We start from the raw sequence: 16,573 nt of genomic DNA, 5'->3' as shown, positions 1-16,573 counted from the left end.
GGGCGGGGCCGGTCGCCGACGCGAACCGGTCAGCGCTCCACCTCGCCGCGGATGAACTTCTCGACGTAGTCGCGCGCCTCGTCGTCGGAGTACTGGACGGGCGGCGACTTCATGAAGTAGGACGAGGCGCTGAGGATCGGGCCACCGATGCCCCGGTCGAGGGCGATCTTGGCGGCCCGGACAGCGTCGATGATGATGCCGGCCGAGTTGGGCGAGTCCCACACCTCGAGCTTGTACTCCAGGTTGAGCGGGGTGTCGCCGAACGAGCGGCCCTCGAGGCGGACGTAGGCCCACTTGCGGTCGTCGAGCCACGGGACGTGGTCCGACGGGCCGATGTGCACGTCGGCCTTGCGCATCTCGTGCGGGATCTGCGAGGTGACCGACTGCGTCTTGGAGATCTTCTTGGACTGGAGGCGGGTGCGCTCCAGCATGTTCATGAAGTCCATGTTGCCGCCGAAGTTGAGCTGGTACGTGCGCAGCAGCTCGACCCCTCGGTCCTCGAACAGCTTGGCCAGCACGCGGTGCGTGATCGTGGCGCCGACCTGCGACTTGATGTCGTCGCCGACGATCGGCACGCCGGCCTGGGTGAACTTCTCGGCCCACTCGGGGTCGGAGGCGATGAAGACCGGCAGCGCGTTGACGAACGCCACCTTGGCGTCGATGGCGCACTGGGCGTAGAAGCGGTCGGCCTCCTCCGAACCCACCGGCAGGTAGGAGACGAGGACGTCGGCGCCGCTCTCGCGCAGCACCTTGACGACGTCCACGGGCTGCTCGTCGGACTCCTCGATGATCTCGCGGTAGAACTCGCCGAGGCCGTCGAAGGTGTGGCCGCGCTGGACGGTCACCCCGGTGGGCGGCACATCGGCGATCTTGACGGTGTTGTTCTCGCTGGCGACGATCGCCTCCGAGAGGTCACGTCCGACCTTCTTGGCGTCCACGTCGAAGGCGGCGACGAACTCGACGTCACCCACGTGGTACTCACCGAACCGCACGTGCATCAGGCCCGGCACCCGTACGTCCGGGTCGGCGTCCCTGTAGTAGTGCACGCCCTGGACCAGCGACGCCGCGCAGTTGCCGACACCGACAATGGCCACGCGAACCGAACCCATCGCACATGCTCCCTTACTCATCAGTTGACGTGGTGTCCTTATCGGGCTCTTGCGAGGCCCGTCTCTCCGTCGCGATCAGCTCGTTCAGCCAACGCACCTCGCGTTCGACCGACTCGAGACCGTGACGCTGCAGTTCGAGCGTGTAGCTGTCGAGGCGCTCCCTCGTGCGCGCCAGCGCGGTGCGCACGCTGTCGAGCCGCTCCTCCAGACGGCTGCGGCGGCCTTCGAGGATGCGCAGGCGCACCTCGGCCTCCGTGTGCCTGAAGAACGCGAAGTGGACGCCGAAGCTCTCGTCCTCCCACGCGGACGGCCCGGCCTGGGTGAGCAGCTCCTGCAGACGCTCCTTGCCCTCGGCCGTCAGCTTGTAGACGATCTTCGATCGGCCGCCCACGATCGTGGTGGGAGCCGGCTGCTCCTCGGCGATGAGGCCCTGCGCGAGCAGTGATCGCAGGCAGGGGTACAGCGACCCGTACGAGAACGCACGGAACATCCCCAACAGGGCGTTGAGTCGTTTGCGCAGCTCGTAGCCGTGGAGGGGCGTCTCATGCAGCGACCCGAGCACGGCCAGCTCCAGCACTCTGCCCTGCCCGCTGGCCACGGGAACCGCCCCCTCTCGCGTCGATGTATCGGACCGATACATCCCGAGGATACGTCTGTTCGGTATATCGCCGCAATCAGCGACTTCGCCAAGTCGTTGGGAGGAGTGGGCAAAAAGCCGTAGTCTGGCGCTCATGTGGTCACAGAGAAAGGTGGTGGACGTCGCCCTCGCGAAGATCGCGACGGTCCGCATCCCGCGTGCCCGGCACGCGGACGTCTGTGACGCACAACCCCGCCTCCCAGAGGCACCGCGCCGCGTCGGCGCGCCGCCCGCACGCCTCTGCCCCGTGCGCGCGCATGCGAACGCCACAGAGGCCATCAAAGTCCGGGGGTCACGGTCAGCACGTCATGCCGGTCCGGCAAAGGTCGCGTCAGAGCCCGTCAAGATGGTTCATGATGACGACGAGCACCGTGTGTGCGCCGTCGAGGTCTGCCAAGGTCGCTCGAGCGACCACCTGACGGTCTCGTTCGTCCTCGGCAACGGACCACCGGACCTCGCCGGCCGATTGTGAAGATCCGAGGACGGCGGGGCGTCGCACGCCCCATCCGCCGTGCTATCCGACGACGATGCGAGGACGTGTGAGTTACACCAGCAACGAAGGGACGGCCCGCCCGGGGAGGCGCCGTCGCTCCGGCTCATCCCGTTCCGTTCCCTACGGGGACGCGCCGCAAACCGCCGACGCCGGCTGGAGCGCGTCGGCGGAGCCACCACGTCGTCCGGAAGCCGCCTACGAGGAGACCGGCGCGATGGTCGCGCAGTCGTACGAGCCGGAGCCCGCCGCGCCGGCCGCCCGCCAGCGCCCGCAGCGGCGGCGCGCCGATCAGGACACACGCGCCCGCGGTGACCAGGAGACCGTCGTCAGCGAGATGCCACGCAGGGCCCGGGGTCGCGGTTCGGGCAGCGGCCCCGCCGGGCCCGGCGGCCCGGGCGGGCCGGACCGGCCGCGCGGCGGAGGCGGCGGGGGCGGCGGTGACAAGCCGAAGTGGCGCCGGTTCCTGCCGAGCTGGAAGCTCGTCATGGCCGGTTTCGTGGTCTTCTCGGCCGGCATCTTCGGCATGATCGCCGTCGCCTACGCCAACATGCCGGTGCCCACGGAGGACCAGACCCAGGACTCCGTCGACGACCAGGGCAGCGTCATCTACTACGACGACAAGAAGGTGCTGGCCAAGCTGGGCGTCAAGCGCACCCCGGTGAAGTACGAGCAGATCCCCAAGCACGTGCAGGACGCGGTGGTCGCCGCCGAGAACGGTTCCTTCTGGGAGGACTCCGGCATCTCGTTCCCCGGCATGGTGCGGTCGGTGTTCAGCACGGTCTCCGGCACGCAGGTGCAGGGCGCCTCCACCATCACCCAGCAGATGGCCCGCAACTACTACGACGGGCTGTCCCAGGAGCGCACCGTCGAGCGCAAGCTCAAGGAGATCTTCGTCGCGGTCAAGCTGAACAAGCAGCTCAAGAAGGAACAGATCCTCACCCAGTACCTCAACACCATCTACTTCGGCCGGGGCGCCAACGGCATCGGCGCGGCGGCCGAGGCCTTCTTCAAGAAGAAGGTGGAGAACCTGACGCCCGAGCAGGGCGCCTACCTCGCCGGCCGCATCCAGAACCCCGACACCTTCGACAAGGCCGAGGCCAAGGGCGACCTGGGGCCCACCGAGTTCCGCTACGACTACGTGCTGCGCGAGATGGCCAAGCTCGACCCCGCCAAGTACGGCAACCTGGGCGCCAAGTCGCCGACGGCCCCCAAGCTGGCGAAGGTCAGCAACCGCGACTACTTCGCCGGTCTGTCCGGCTACATGGTCCAGGTCGTGCTCAACGAGCTGAAGACCCGAGGGATCAGCCGTGAGGACATCGACAAGAACGGCTACAAGATCTACACGTCGCTGAACAAGCGCCTCATGATCGCCGCGAAGAGCGCGGTGAACCAGCACACCAAGAGCATGTCGCCGGAGATCCAGGTCACCCTCGCGGCCGTCGACCCGCGCACCGGCCGTATCCGCGCCTTCTACGGCGGCGACGACTACTCCAAGGACTACTGGAACGACGCCTTCCTGTCGCGCAAGCAGGCGGCCTCGGCGTTCAAGCCGTACGTGCTGGCCGCGTGGCTCGACTCCGGCTACAGCCTGCGCAGCTACGTGCCGGCCAAGGGCCCGGTCAAGCTGGAGGGCACCACGCCGATCGACAACGACCACGCCTCCAGAGCCTCGGCGGTCGACGTGCTCACCGCGACGGCCGACTCCATCAACACCGCGTACGCGAAGATGGGGGAGAAGGTCGGCCTCGACAAGGTGATCGACATCGCCTCGAAGGCCGGCCTCAACAAGGACTGGCTGGAGAAGACCCGCGACAACCAGCACTACCTGCTCACCATCGGCTCCAGCGAGGTGACCGCCGTCGAACAGGCCGGCGGCTACTCGATCTTCGCCAACGAGGGCAAGCACATCCCCAACCACGTCATCACCCGGATCGAGGGCAAGGACGGCAAGCTCAAGTTCCCCGAGCTGAAGACGGCCACCAAGGTCATCTCGCCCGAGGCCGCCGCCGACGCCACCGCCGCCCTCCAGGCCGTGGTCAAGCAGGGCACCGGCACCGGCGCCGCGCTCTACGACCGGCCCGTCGCCGGCAAGACCGGCACCAACAACAACAACAAGGAAGCCTGGTTCGTCGGCTTCACCCCGCAGCTCTCGAGCGCGGTCGGCATGTTCCGGCAGGAGTGCCGGACCAAGACCGGGAAGGTCGTGCCGCCGAAGAACGACATCTGCCCGGTGACCAGGGGCAAGAGCACGCGCTACAACGACCAGAACCCCTACAGCACGCCGTACGAGGTGCCGCTCGGCACCGGATTCCAGGGCGGCAGCTACTCCGCGGCCATCTGGAAGACCTTCATGACCGAGGCGATGAAGGGTCAGAAGGTCGAGCAGTTCCCCGAGCGGGTCGACTCCGGCATCAGCGAGGACCTCGCGCCCAAGCCCGTCCCCACGCCGACGGCCACCAAGGATCCGCTCGACGAGGAGAACCTCGACTCCGACTGCGAGATCGGCCCGTGTGACGACGGCGAGATCATCACGATCGACCCCAACGAGATGGGCACCATCGAGGACGGCGACGGCAGCGTGCTCGGCGGCGGCGCCCTCGGCGACGGCGAATACGTCTATCCCGAGCCCACGCCCGCGCGGCGCGAAACCCGGTGAAGGCGGTCACCGAGGTGCGCCCGCCGCTGATCGCGCGGGCCGTGCCCTACCTGCCCCTGGGGCTGTTCGTGGCCCTGGGGGCGAGCCTCGCCTACGTCTTCCGGCTGCCCTGCAGGACCGGCGGCTGGAACGACCAGACCACCGTCTACACCAACTTCTGCTACACCGACATCTTCCCCCTCTACTTCGACCGGCAGCTCGCGGCGGAGAACCCCTACTTCGCGCAGGTGCCCTTCGACAAGCACGTCGAGTACCCGGTGGTGCTCGGCGAGGTCATGCAGGTGTTCGCCTGGATCGCCCGCCTGCTCAGGCCGGGCCCCCCTCGCCTGGTGGAAGGCGTCCAGGCACCCCTGTTCTACGACTTCACGGTCGTCTTCCTCGGCGTCTGCCTCGTCGCCGGCGTGCTGCTGATGGCCGCGGTGGCCGGGCCGACCCGGCGCTGGGACGCCCTGTGGTACGCGCTGGCCCCGTCGGTGATCCTGGCCGCGTACATCAACTGGGACTTCGTCGCCGGGGCCCTGTCCATGGGCGTGCTGCTGGCCTGGGCGCGCAAGCGGCAGGTGCTGGCCGGCGTGCTGCTCGGGCTGGCGATCGCGACGAAGTTCTATCCGCTGATGTTCGTCGGGGCGCTGTTCCTGCTCACGCTGCGCACCGGGCGCTGGCGGCCGTTCCTCGTGACGATGGGCGCGGCCGTGGCCGCCTGGCTCGTGGTGAACGTGCCGTTCATGGTGCTGGCCTGGGACGGCTGGCGCCGGTTCTACGTGTTCTCGCAGGACCGCGGCGTCGACTGGGGCTCGCCGTGGCTGTTCTTCCAGAACAAGGGCTGGCCGGTGCTCGGCGACATGGACGTCAGCACGCTCGGCATGGCGTCGCTGCTCCTGCTGTGCGTGGGCATCGCCGTGCTCACGCTGGCCGCCCCGCGCCGGCCGCGGCTCGCCCAGATCTGCTTCCTCGCGCTGGCCGCGTTCATGATGACGAACAAGGTGTGGTCGCCGCAGTTCGTGCTCTGGCTGGTGCCGCTGGCCGTGCTGGCCAGGCCCAACTGGAAGCCGCTCGCGCTGTGGCAGGTCGCCGAGGTGTGGTACTTCTTCGCGATCTGGCTCTACCTGCTCGGCCAGCCGCCGCTCGACCGCGACGACCTGGGCATCGGTGACGACACCTACTTCACCGCCGTCTGGGGCCGCGTCATCACGATCGGCATCATGATGGCGTTCGTGGTCCGCGACATCCTGCGCCCGCACAAGGACCTCGTCCGGCAGGGCGACGTCGACGACCAGGGCGGCGGCGTCTTCGACGGGGCGCCCGACCGGTTCACGCTGGCCCCCGCCACCCGGTGATCACCCGCTCGGCCGATCGCGACGCCCTGCTGCTGTGGCTGGCCTCGCGGGCCGGGCTGGCGGTCGCCACGGTGCTCGGGGTGGCCCTGCACGACTACGTCGGCAGGTGGAAGCAGTGGGACGCGGGGCTGTTCGTCACGATCGCCCGGTACGGCTACGACGGCGATCCGGCAGCCCCGCCCGACGCGGGGCTGCCCGCCTTCTTTCCCGGCTTCCCGATGGCGCTGCGGCTGGTGCACCTCGTGGTCCCCGACTGGACGGCGGCCGGGCTGCTCATCTCGCTGGTGGCCGGGGCCGTGGCCATGGTGGCCCTGGCCCGGCTGGCCGAGCTGGAGGGCGCCTCCGGTTGGATCGCCGTGCTGGGACTGCTGCTCTGCCCCACGGCCGTCTTCCTGACCGCGGGATACAGCGAGTCGCTCTTCCTGGCGTTCGCGATCCCCGCGTGGCTGGCCGCCCGGCAGGGCCGCTGGCCGCAGGCCGTCCTGCTCGCCGCCGGCGCCTCCTGCGTGCGGATCACCGGGCTGTTCCTGGCGGTCGCGCTGGTGGCGGAGTTCGTCACGGGGCCGTCGCGGGGCTCCGCCGTACGGGCCTCGTGGCGGCAGGCGCCGTGGCTGCTCGTGCCGTTCCTGCCGTTGGTGGCGTACTCGGCCTTCCACCACACCCGGTCCGGCAACTGGTTCGCGTGGAAGGACGCCCAGGAGGCCGGGTGGGGGCGTGAGCTGGTGTGGCCGTGGAAATCCTGGAGCACCACGTGGAGCGCGGCCCAGGGCGCCGACGACTTCGCCGTGGCCTTCCGCATGGAGATCGCCGGCGCGGTCGTCGCCGTGCTGGTGCTGGCCTGGCTGGCGGCGCTGGGCCGGTGGAGCGAGGTGGTCTACACCGGGTTACAGGCCGGGGCGCTGATGACCTCGGCGTACTACCTGTCGATCCCGCGCTCGCTGCTGCTGTGGTTTCCGTTGTGGGTGGCGCTCGCCCGGCTGGCCACCGCGCGGCGGTGGGTGATCGTGGTGTACGCCATGGTGGCGGGGCCGCTCATGGTGCTGGGCACGCTGCGCTTCCTGAGTGGCGCCTGGGCCGGCTGACCTTCCTACCCACTTTCGCGGATCAGTAATCCAGGGAAGTTATCCACAGGCTGTGTGTTTTCCCTACAGGTTCTTCCGCAGGAACGCGATGTCCTCGGCCTGACCCTCGCCCGGCGTCTCCACCACGATCGGCGCCCCGGCGGCCCGGCACACCGCGAGGATCAGCTCCGGGTCGATCCGCCCCTTGCCCAGGTTGGCGTGCCGGTCGGCGCCGGAGTCGAACGCGTCGCGCGAGTCGTTGCAGTGCACCAGGTCGATGCGCCCGGTGATCGCCTTGACCCGGTCGACCAGGTCGACGAGCTCCTCGCCGCCCGCGTGCGCGTGGCAGGTGTCGAGACAGAATCCCACGTCGAAGCCGTCGAGCGCGTCCCACAGCCGGGCGATCCGGTCGAGCTTGCGTGCCATCGCATTGCCGCCGCCCGCGGTGTTCTCGATCAGCACCGGGATCGGGGACTCCAGCCGCTCGAACACCTTGCGCCAGTTGTCGAAGCCGGCCTGCGGGTCGTCGTTCTTGTTGACGTGGCCGCCGTGCACGATCAGGCCCTTGGCGCCGAGCCCGGCCGCGGCCTCCAGGTGCTGGGCGAGCAGCTTGCGGCTGGGGATCCTGATGCGGTTGTTGGTCGTGGCCACGTTGATCAGGTAGGGCGCGTGGACGTAGACGTCGAGGCCCTCCACCGGCCGGGCCGGGAGCACGGGCTTGTCGTAGCCCTGCGGGTCGCCGAGGAAGAACTGCACCACCTCGGCGCCGACCTCGGCTGCGTGGGCGGCGGGGTCGTCCTGACCGACATGAGCTCCGATGCGCACCATGCCATCGAGCCTATCCGTTTGCCGGGGCCGTACCGGGGCAGTCGCACGCCACCCCCCGAACGAGGAGAACGAGATGTCCCGCTGGCGCGTGCGCTCCTTGGTCTTCCTGGTCTACGTCGCGATCGGCGTCTATGTGGCGTGGGCGTACGACTACATCACCCCGGCCGTCCTGAGGGACTTCGCCGAGGCGTTGCTCGCCGTCTTCCTGTGGTTCCTCGTCCTGCTGGGCGTGGACCTGAACATCGGCGGATGACCGGACGGGTGGTCCACCGGCCGGTGGGCCACCCCCCGTGGGTCAGGGCAGGAAGCCGCCGCGGGCGATGCCGAGTGCCACGCCGACGAACGCCGCCACCATCCCGACGATGTTGAGCGCGCGCTGCGCCGTGGTCGCGGAGATGTACTGGGAGTAGAGGCCGGTGCCGAAGCCGAGCGCACCCGCCCACGACGCGACCACGTGACCGCCGTCGAAGAACGTCGCGACGAACGCGACGAGGCCCAGGGAGAGTGTGGCCACCGCCAGGATGTTCTCGACCGGGTGGGGTCGCCCGTCGGTGTTGAGCGTGGGCCTGAACCGCTCGTTTTCGGAAGGTTGAAGGATGTGTGGCACAACTATCACCCCCTTGTTTCCTAGGGCCTTCCCACCTGCGCACGGCTGGTAACCTGGTCAGGCTGCGTTGTGATGGGTGACCCGTCACCCCGGGGGCCGAAAGGGGCACCTCGGGTAAAGGCGTCAGCGTCCTCCTGTCACGGCAGAGCGCCGTGACCGCAAGAGTCCAGAGGAGGTTGGAGTCCCGCATGCGTCGTTACGAAGTAATGGTCATTCTGGACCCTTCGCTCGATGAGCGCACTGTCGCGCCGTCCCTCGACCAGTTCCTCACCGTGGTCCGCAACGACGGCGGCACCGTGGAGAAGGTCGACGTCTGGGGCCGTCGCCGTCTCGCCTACGACATCGACAAGAAGTCCGAGGGCATCTACGCCGTCATCGACCTGTCCGCGGAGCCCGCGACGGTCAAGGAGCTCGACCGCCAGATGAACCTCAACGAGGGCATCCTGCGCACCAAGGTTCTCCGCCCCGACGTGCACTAAGCAGCTCGTTGCCCGGCTTTTTGTCGGGCGGCGGCCGTACTCTGAGCCGTAACCAAAGCGAAGGCGTGCAGGAAGGCGAGCGCTGGCCATGGCAGCAGGCGACACCGTAATCACCATCGTCGGCAACCTTGTCGACGACCCGGAGCTGCGCTTCACCCCGACGGGTCAAGCGGTGGCTCGGTTCCGCATCGCGTCCACTCCGCGGTTCATGGACCGTCAGACCAATGAGTGGAAGGACGGCGAAAGCCTGTTCCTGACCTGCAACGTGTGGCGGCAGGCGGCGGAGAACGCCGCTGAGAGCCTCCAGCGCGGCATGCGGGTCATCGTGCAGGGACGGCTCAAGCAAAGGTCTTACGAGACCAAGGAAGGCGAGAAGCGCACGGTCTACGAGGTCGAGGTCGACGAGGTCGGCCCGTCCCTGCGCAACGCCACCGCCAAGGTCAACCGCACCTCCCGTCAGGGCGGCGGCGGTGGTGGCGGCTTCGGCGGCGGCCCCGCCGACGACCCGTGGGCGTCCGCGTCGCCCGCCCCGCCCCAGGGGGGCGGCGGCTTCGGCGGCGGTGGCGGCTACCAGGGCGGCGGCGGCCAGCAGGGCGGCGGCCAGCAGGGCGGCGGCTTCGGCGGCGGCGGCGACTTCAGCGACGAACCGCCTTTCTAAATCCAGTTCACCAGCCCGAGTCCATTCCCGCTTGACGGCGGGGCTCTGAAAGGAGCACCACGATGGCAAAGCCGGCACTGCGCAAGCCCAAGAAGAAGGTTTGCCTGTTCTGCCACGACAAGATCTCCTACGTCGACTACAAGGACACGGCCCTGCTGCGGAAGTTCATCTCCGACCGTGGCAAGATCCGTGCGCGCCGGGTGACGGGCAACTGCACCCAGCACCAGCGTGACGTGGCGACCGCGATCAAGAACGCCCGTGAGGTGGCCCTGCTGCCTTACACGAGCACCGCGCGCTAAGGAGGTCTGTCGACATGAAGCTCATCCTCACCAACGAGGTCTCCGGCCTCGGTGCCCCCGGCGACGTCGTCGAGGTCAAGGACGGCTACGGCCGCAACTACCTCATCCCGCGCGGCTACGCCATGCGCTGGACGCGTGGCGCGGAGAAGCAGATCGAGTCCATCAAGAAGGCTCGTGACGCCCGCGAGATCCGCGACATGGGCACGGCCAAGGAGGTCGCCGGCCAGCTCGGCGCCCTGCGCGTCCGGCTCACCACCCGCGCGGGCGACTCCGGCCGCCTGTTCGGCTCGGTCACCACGGGCGACATCGCCGACGCGGTCAAGGCCGCCGGCGGTCCCGCCCTCGACCGCCGTCGCATCGAGATCGTCAACCCGATCAAGAGCGTCGGCTCGCACAAGATCAGCGTCAAGCTGCACCCCGAGGTCTCGGCCTCGGTGGACGTCGAGGTCGTCGCCGGCTGACACCGGCGCCGCCTGGCAAACGGCCCCCGCTCCCACGGAGCGGGGGCCGTTTTCGCGCTGGGAACCTGGTGTCCCCGGTCGTAGGGACGGGCCATGACAGGAGTCAAGATGGGCGGTATGACCCCAGGTGGGGCGTATAGCCGATCGTGGCGGCCGTAGAATCAGGCACGTTCTTCCCCGCGTTCCTTCTGGAGGCACCACCCATGGTCCGTCCCTCTACGCTGCTCGCGCTCGGCGCGCTGGCGGCGGCGGCCGTCGCGTGCGCACCCGCCGACAACACGGCGAGCACGACCGGCACCGCCGGTCCCGCCCCGTCCACGGCGTGCGGCAAGGACCAGCTCAAGCTCGTCAACGCCGGCAAGCTGACGATCGGCACCGACAAGCCCGCCTTCGAGCCGTGGTTCAAGGACGACGACCCCGCCAACGGCCAGGGGTTCGAGAGCGCCGTGGCCTTCGCGGTGGCCGGGGAGCTGGGCTTCGACCGTGACGAGGTGCAGTGGACCACGGTCAAGTTCGACTCGGCGTTCGCCCCGGGGCCCAAGCAGTTCGACTTCGACGTCAACCAGGTCTCCATCACCCCGAAGCGGGCCGAGGCGGTCGACTTCAGCAACGGCTACTACGCCGTCAAGCAGGCCGTGGTCGCGATCGACGGGAGCAAGTTCGCCGGTGCCAAGAGCCTGGCCGAGCTCAAGGACGCCAAGATCGGCGTGCAGGTCGGCACGACCTCGCTGGCCGCGGTCAAGGAGGTCATCAAGCCGGCCGCGGAGCCCAACGTCTACAACGACCAGATCGACGCGGTCAACGCCCTGGAGAACAAGCAGGTGGACGCGATCGTCGTCGACCTGCCCACCGCGTTCTACGTGACCGCCGCCCAGGTCGAGAAGTCCAAGATCGTCGGCCAGTTCAGCGCGACGGGCGGCGCGCCGGAGGAGTTCGGGCTGGTCATGCAGAAGGGCAGCCCGCTGAAGTCCTGCGTGGACAAGGCCGTGGACGCGCTGAAGTCCAAGGGCGAGCTGGCCAAGATCGAGCAGCAGTGGCTCGGCTCGGCGGCCGGCGCGCCCGAGCTCGGCTAGCCGACGGCCGATGAGCGACATGCCTGCCGGCCCGGCCTGGGTCAAGAGCGACCGGCAGCGGGAGCGCGAGCGGGTCCGCAGGTCGCGGGCCCGCCGCTCGGCCTCGATCGCGACCGCCTCCACGTTCGTGTTCGCCGTCCTCCTCGTGGTGGTCGTGACCAACGCGCCGGGCTGGCCCCGCGTGCGGGAAAAGTTCTTCAACGGCGAGGTGTTCGCTGACGCGCTGCCCGACGTGGCGGCAGGCTTCCTGCTCAACATCAAGATCTTCCTGATCGCCGAGCCGTGCATCCTCCTCGTGGGCCTGCTCGTGGCGTTCGCCCGGGGCATCAGGACGCCGGCCTTCTTCCCGATCCGGGCGCTGGCCACGCTCTACACCGACATCTTCCGTGGGGTGCCCACGATCCTGGTGATCTTCCTGATCGGGTTCGGGCTGCCGGCACTCAACCTGCAGGGCATCCCCACCGATCTGGTGACCCTGGGCATCATCGCGCTGACGCTGTCCTACGGCGCGTACGTGGCCGAGGTGTTCCGGTCGGGCATCGACTCCATCCACCCCAGCCAGGTGGCCGCGGGCCGCTCCCTGGGCCTCAGCCACGCCAAGACCCTGCGCCACGTCGTCCTGCCCCAGGCCACCCGCAGGGTCGTCCCCCCGCTGCTGAACGACTTCGTCTCGCTGCAGAAGGACACCGCGCTGGTGGCCACCATCGGCCCGCTGGAGGCGCTGCGCCAGGCGCAGATCCACGCGGCGAGCACGTTCAACTACACGCCCTACCTGGCGGCGGCGCTGCTGTTCATCCTGCTCACCATCCCCATGGCCAGGCTCACCGACCACCTGGCCGAGCGCACCAGGAGGAGGCGGGGAGCATGAGCCTGCTGACCATCGATGGCGTGTGGAAGAACTTCCGTGACCACAGCGTGCTGCGCGGCATCGACCTGGAGGTGCGTCCGCACGAGGTCGTCAGCCTGATCGGCGCGTCCGGCTCCGGCAAGTCCACGCTGCTGCGCTGCGTCAACCTGCTGGAGACCGTCGACGACGGGGTGATCCTGCTCGACGGCCAGGACATCACCGACCCGCGGGTGGACGTCGACGACGTGCGCAAGCGGCTCGGCATCGTGTTCCAGGCGTTCAACCTGTTTCCGCACATGACGGTGCTCGACAACATCACGCTCGCGCCGCGCCGGGTGCACGGGGTGACGCGGGCGCGGGCGGAGGAGCGGGCGCACGACCTGCTGACCAGGTTCGGGCTGGCCGCGAAGGCGCGCGCCTACCCCGACCAGCTCTCCGGCGGCCAGCAGCAGCGGGTGGCCATCATCCGCGCGCTGGCCACCGAGCCGATGCTCATGCTGCTGGACGAGGTCACCTCCGCGCTCGACCCGGCGCTGGTGGTCGAGGTGCTGGAGATCATCAGAGAGCTCAAGCAGTCGGGCATGACGATGATTCTGACGACGCACGAGATGGGCTTCTGCCGTGACATCTCCGACACCGTGTGCTTTCTCGACGGTGGGGTGGTGCTGGAGCAGGGCCCGCCGGAGAAGATCTTCAACGATCCGGAGCACACCCGCACCCGCGACTTCCTGCGCGCGGTGCTCGAAGCGGGCCGGTTCTAGGGGCCTGTACGGACTTCGAATCTTCAGAAGGGTCAACGGCTGCGGTCCCCAGGATGGCTCAGCGGAGATGAAGGCCGGCCTGAGAAGCTGTCGGGAGTCCTGCTGAAGCGAAAGGCCGGCCCCGCCACAGTGCGGTCAGTGGGGGTACGTCATGGGATTTGTGCACTGCGAGCTCCTTGCTACCGGCGGTGCCGGCCTCGGCCCGGGGCCGCGTCGGGGAACGGGGCCGGCCGCGGCGCGGCGAGCAGGCTGTGACGCCGGCCGTACCCGAGGTAGACGAGCAGGCCGAAGAGCATCCACAGTGCGAACCACACCCACGTGATGACGTGCAGGTTCACCATGAGCCAGAGCGTGGCGAGCAGCGACAGGGCCGGCAGCGCCGGCGACAGCGGCACGCTGAAGCCGCGGTCGAGGTGCGGCATCCGGCGGCGCATCACGATCACTCCGGCCGCCACGAACATGAACGCGAACAGCGCCCCCATGACGACGAGCTGCTCCAGCGTGGACACCGGCGCGAACTCGGCCAGCAGGATCGCGATGCCGCCGATCACCAGGGTCACCCGGGACGGCGTGTGGTAGCGACGGCTGATCGTGGCCAGCCGGCGCGGCATGAGGCCGTCGCGGGCCATCGAGAACATTACCCGGGTCTGCCCCACGAGCAGCACGAGGATCACCGTGGTCAGGCCCAGCACCGCGGCGATGTCGATGACGTGCGCCATCCAGTCGACGCCCACGCCGCGGAACGCGCTGGACAGCGGCGCGTCCAGGGAGATCCGGGTGTACGGGATCATGCCCACCATGACCACGGCCACCGCGATGTAGATGATCGTGGCGAGGACCAGGCTGCGGATCATGCCCTTCGGCACCGCCCGGGGCGCGTTGACGGTCTCCTCGGCCGCGGTGGCCACGATGTCGAAGCCGATGTAGGCGAAGGCGATGGCCGGCGCCGCGGCGAAGATGCCGAACCAGCCGAAGGCGTGGCTCTGTCCCAGGAAGACGTCGAGGACGGTCGTGGACGGCTCGTCCAGCGGCTTGGGGTCGGCGTAGAAGTCGCCGAAGTTGGCCGGCACGACGTGGAAGGCCCCCACGACGATGACGGCGCCGATGGCCAGCAGCTTGGCCGCCACCATGACCCACAGGGCCCGCAGTCCGATCCGCGCGTTGAGCGCGACGGTGGCGGCGAGCAGCCCCAGGATGAGCAGCACGAGCAGGTCCACGACGAGGTCGGGCGCGGGCAGCTGGACGCCGAAGTTCGCGATGGCCCGCACGGTGAGCTCGCCCCACGCGCGCGCGACCACTGCCGCGGCGAGCTGGAGTTCCAAGATGAGCGCCCAGCCGATGATCCACGCCCAGACCTCACCGAAGATCACGTAGGTGAAGGTGTAGGCGCTGCCCGAGGCCGGCATCGTGGATGACAGCTCGGCGTAGCACAGGCACGCGAGCAGCGCCGCGATGCCCGCGATCATGAACGAGAGGATCACGCCGGGCCCGGCCATGGTGGCGGCCTGCCGGCCGGCGACGCTGAAGATGCCCGCCCCGATCGTCACGCCCAGGCCGAGGACGACGAGGTCGGCCGGCCGGTAGAGCTCGGCAAGGCTGTGCCGGGCACCCGTGCGCAACCCAGTCGCCTCGCTGGGGGGAAGACGTCGGAGAATCGTGGACAATAGGCACACTCCGCTCGTGGAACTCGCCCACAGTGCCTCACCACTCCTGCCACGGCAAGCACAGGACGGTTACGCCCCGGTCACCAGCCAGGCAGTCCCGGCGGCCCGCCGGACCAGCGTGATCAAACGTGCGAACATCCACAGGCCAAGCGCGCACCAAAGCGCAACGATGCCGAAATCGGCCGTCAGGAACGCGGCCGGCAGGTAGGCGAGCGTCGTCCACACGCCCGCCCACGCGAGGTAGCGCTGGTCTCCCGCGCCGATCAGCACCCCGTCGAGTACGAACACCACGCCGCACAGCGGCTGGAGCAGCGCCACCGGCCACAGCACGGCCAGCAACTGCTCGGTGACCTGCGGGTCCGCGTCGAACAGTCCGGGCAGCAGCGGTCTGGCCGCGAGGACCAGCACCGCCAGCACGATGCCCGACCAGACGCCCCAGCGCACCATGCGCCGGGTCGCCTCCTTGGTGGCCTCCGCGTCGCCGGCGCCGAGCGTGCGGCCGGTGATGGCCTGCCCGGCGATCGCGATGGCGTCCAGGGCGAGGGCCAGCAGGGTCCACACCTGGGTCGCGATGGCGTACGCGGCCAGCTCCGCCTCGCCCATCCTGGTGGCCACCACGGTGGCGACGATGAGGACGATCCGCAGGCAGACGGTCCGGATCAGCAGGGCGACGCCGGCCGTACCGGCCTGCCTGACCCCGGCCAGGTCGGGCAGCAGCCGCGTGCCGAGCCGCCGCGCCCCCCTGACGACCACGGTTACGTAGACGACGGCGCCGAGCGTCTGTGCCAGCACGGTCCCCCAGGCGGACCCGGCGATGCCCCAGTCCATGCCGAGCACGAACCAGGCGTTCAGCGCGGCGTTGAGCGCGAACGAGCCGACCGCCACGACCAGCGGGGTGGCGGTGTCCTGCAGCCCCCGCAGCACGCCCGTGCCCGCCAGCACGACCAGCATGGACGGGGCGCCGAGCAGGCTGATGCGCAGGTAGGTCACGGCCTCCTCCGTCTGGCCCGGCGGCGCGCCGAACATCCCGACGATGGCCGGGGCGGCGGGCCAGCAGAGCGCGACGAGCGCGACGCCGATGGCCAGCGCCAGCCAGATGCCGTCCACACCGCCGCGCATGGCCTGCCCGTGGTTGCCCGCGCCGCTCTGGCGGGCCACGGTGGCCGTGGTGCCGTAGGCCAGGAAGACGCAGAGGTTGACCATCGTCGCCAGCACCGTGCCCGCCACGCCCAGGGCGCCCACGGCCGTGGTCCCCAGCCCGTGGCCGACGATCGCGTAATCGGCCAGCAGGAACAGCGGCTCGGCGACCAGCGCGCCGAACGCGGGCACCGCAAGCCGGAGGATCTCCCTGTCCTGGCGTGTAATGGGCATTTGACTATTATGCCCATTACCGGGCATCTGGGGCCAACTTTCTTTTCTCCACAGTCGGTGGATGAAGTCGTGCCTGCTCAGAGTGGGTGTGGTGGATGATCTTCGGAGTTATCCACAGGTTCTGTCCACAGTGCTTTCACACCCTGGGGACTGTCATGCACAGGCTGTCCACAGGGTTATCCACAGGCCGCGTTGCCGACGTCCGTCGAACCCGCGAAACTGTCAGCCCGGT

The 16,573-nt window shown here is 69.2% G+C and carries 18 protein-coding genes; 12 read left to right on the top strand and 6 right to left on the bottom strand.

What is annotated here, in order from left to right; genetic code table 11:
• Positions 1-29: 29 nt before the first annotated feature.
• Both FHU36_RS12705 and FHU36_RS12700 read right to left on the bottom strand, forming a co-directional pair.
• Positions 30-1,109, bottom strand: a complete 1,080-nt coding sequence (locus tag FHU36_RS12705; RefSeq protein WP_185083911.1) for an inositol-3-phosphate synthase — start codon at positions 1,107-1,109, stop codon at positions 30-32.
• A 13-nt stretch (positions 1,110-1,122) separates the two neighbouring features.
• Positions 1,123-1,707, bottom strand: coding sequence for a PadR family transcriptional regulator (locus tag FHU36_RS12700; protein WP_185083910.1), 585 nt, complete (start codon positions 1,705-1,707; stop codon positions 1,123-1,125).
• A 133-nt stretch (positions 1,708-1,840) separates the two neighbouring features.
• Between FHU36_RS12700 and FHU36_RS12695 the strand changes: the two genes are divergently transcribed.
• The 4 genes from FHU36_RS12695 to FHU36_RS12680 all read left to right on the top strand — a co-directional run bounded on the left by FHU36_RS12695 (position 1,841) and on the right by FHU36_RS12680 (position 7,314).
• Positions 1,841-2,218 carry a DUF5318 family protein gene (locus FHU36_RS12695; protein WP_185083909.1) on the top strand — a complete coding sequence of 126 codons (378 nt, stop codon included), beginning with the start codon at positions 1,841-1,843 and terminating at the stop codon, positions 2,216-2,218.
• A gap of 235 nt (positions 2,219-2,453) precedes the next feature.
• On the top strand, positions 2,454-4,895 hold the full coding sequence (locus tag FHU36_RS12690; RefSeq protein WP_185083908.1) for a transglycosylase domain-containing protein: 2,442 nt from the start codon (positions 2,454-2,456) through the stop codon (positions 4,893-4,895).
• Positions 4,892-6,232: a glycosyltransferase family 87 protein gene (locus tag FHU36_RS12685; protein ID WP_185083907.1), complete on the top strand. Its 1,341-nt coding sequence runs from the start codon at positions 4,892-4,894 to the stop codon at positions 6,230-6,232. The genes FHU36_RS12690 and FHU36_RS12685 overlap by 4 nt, the downstream gene beginning before the upstream one ends.
• The gene (locus FHU36_RS12680) at positions 6,229-7,314 is read left to right on the top strand and encodes a mannosyltransferase family protein (RefSeq protein WP_185083906.1); all 1,086 of its coding nucleotides are present in this window, start codon (positions 6,229-6,231) and stop codon (positions 7,312-7,314) included. Before FHU36_RS12685 ends, FHU36_RS12680 begins: the two co-directional genes overlap by 4 nt.
• Before the next feature lie 63 nt (positions 7,315-7,377).
• Here FHU36_RS12680 and FHU36_RS12675 read toward each other — a convergent pair whose 3' ends face one another.
• Positions 7,378-8,121: a deoxyribonuclease IV gene (locus FHU36_RS12675; RefSeq protein WP_185083905.1), complete on the bottom strand. Its 744-nt coding sequence runs from the start codon at positions 8,119-8,121 to the stop codon at positions 7,378-7,380.
• 73 nt (positions 8,122-8,194) lie between these two features.
• Here FHU36_RS12675 and FHU36_RS12670 point away from each other — a divergent pair, with 73 nt between their 5' ends.
• A complete protein-coding gene (locus FHU36_RS12670) occupies positions 8,195-8,374 on the top strand; it encodes a hypothetical protein (protein ID WP_185083904.1) in 180 nt (59 codons plus the stop codon).
• A gap of 42 nt (positions 8,375-8,416) precedes the next feature.
• On the opposite strand, the gene FHU36_RS12665 is transcribed toward FHU36_RS12670, so the two are convergent.
• The gene (locus tag FHU36_RS12665) at positions 8,417-8,635 is read right to left on the bottom strand and encodes a hypothetical protein (protein WP_312891552.1); all 219 of its coding nucleotides are present in this window, start codon (positions 8,633-8,635) and stop codon (positions 8,417-8,419) included.
• Positions 8,636-8,916: 281 nt separating this feature from the next.
• Here FHU36_RS12665 and rpsF point away from each other — a divergent pair, with 281 nt between their 5' ends.
• The 7 genes from rpsF to FHU36_RS12630 all read left to right on the top strand — a co-directional run bounded on the left by rpsF (position 8,917) and on the right by FHU36_RS12630 (position 13,306).
• Positions 8,917-9,207 (top strand): 30S ribosomal protein S6, encoded by a 291-nt coding sequence (gene rpsF, locus FHU36_RS12660; RefSeq protein ID WP_026214314.1) that lies wholly within the window; start codon positions 8,917-8,919, stop codon positions 9,205-9,207.
• A gap of 88 nt (positions 9,208-9,295) precedes the next feature.
• A complete protein-coding gene (locus FHU36_RS12655; RefSeq protein WP_185083903.1) occupies positions 9,296-9,865 on the top strand; it encodes a single-stranded DNA-binding protein in 570 nt (189 codons plus the stop codon).
• Positions 9,866-9,927: 62 nt separating this feature from the next.
• Positions 9,928-10,164, top strand: coding sequence for a 30S ribosomal protein S18 (gene rpsR / locus FHU36_RS12650; protein WP_020543048.1), 237 nt, complete (start codon positions 9,928-9,930; stop codon positions 10,162-10,164).
• Between the two features lie 14 nt (positions 10,165-10,178).
• Complete coding sequence (gene rplI, locus FHU36_RS12645; protein WP_185083902.1) at positions 10,179-10,625, top strand: 50S ribosomal protein L9; 447 nt, start codon at positions 10,179-10,181, stop codon at positions 10,623-10,625.
• Between the two features lie 203 nt (positions 10,626-10,828).
• Positions 10,829-11,698 (top strand): ABC transporter substrate-binding protein, encoded by an 870-nt coding sequence (locus tag FHU36_RS12640; protein WP_185083901.1) that lies wholly within the window; start codon positions 10,829-10,831, stop codon positions 11,696-11,698.
• A gap of 10 nt (positions 11,699-11,708) precedes the next feature.
• Positions 11,709-12,566 (top strand): amino acid ABC transporter permease, encoded by an 858-nt coding sequence (locus tag FHU36_RS12635; RefSeq protein WP_246502028.1) that lies wholly within the window; start codon positions 11,709-11,711, stop codon positions 12,564-12,566.
• Entirely contained in the window at positions 12,563-13,306 is a 744-nt protein-coding gene (locus FHU36_RS12630; protein WP_185083900.1) for an amino acid ABC transporter ATP-binding protein, read from the top strand. The genes FHU36_RS12635 and FHU36_RS12630 overlap by 4 nt, the downstream gene beginning before the upstream one ends.
• 179 nt (positions 13,307-13,485) lie before the next feature.
• Here the strand turns inward: FHU36_RS12630 and FHU36_RS12625 are convergent, their stop codons facing one another.
• Positions 13,486-14,925 (bottom strand): APC family permease, encoded by a 1,440-nt coding sequence (locus tag FHU36_RS12625; protein WP_246502027.1) that lies wholly within the window; start codon positions 14,923-14,925, stop codon positions 13,486-13,488.
• A gap of 114 nt (positions 14,926-15,039) precedes the next feature.
• Positions 15,040-16,341, bottom strand: coding sequence for an MATE family efflux transporter (locus FHU36_RS12620; RefSeq protein ID WP_185083898.1), 1,302 nt, complete (start codon positions 16,339-16,341; stop codon positions 15,040-15,042).
• Positions 16,342-16,573: the final 232 nt, after the last annotated feature.

The sequence above is a fragment of the Nonomuraea muscovyensis genome, from assembly GCF_014207745.1.
In the GTDB taxonomy this organism is placed as follows: Bacteria; Actinomycetota; Actinomycetes; order Streptosporangiales; family Streptosporangiaceae; genus Nonomuraea; species Nonomuraea muscovyensis.
This window is presented reverse-complemented; position numbering and strand designations above follow the sequence as displayed.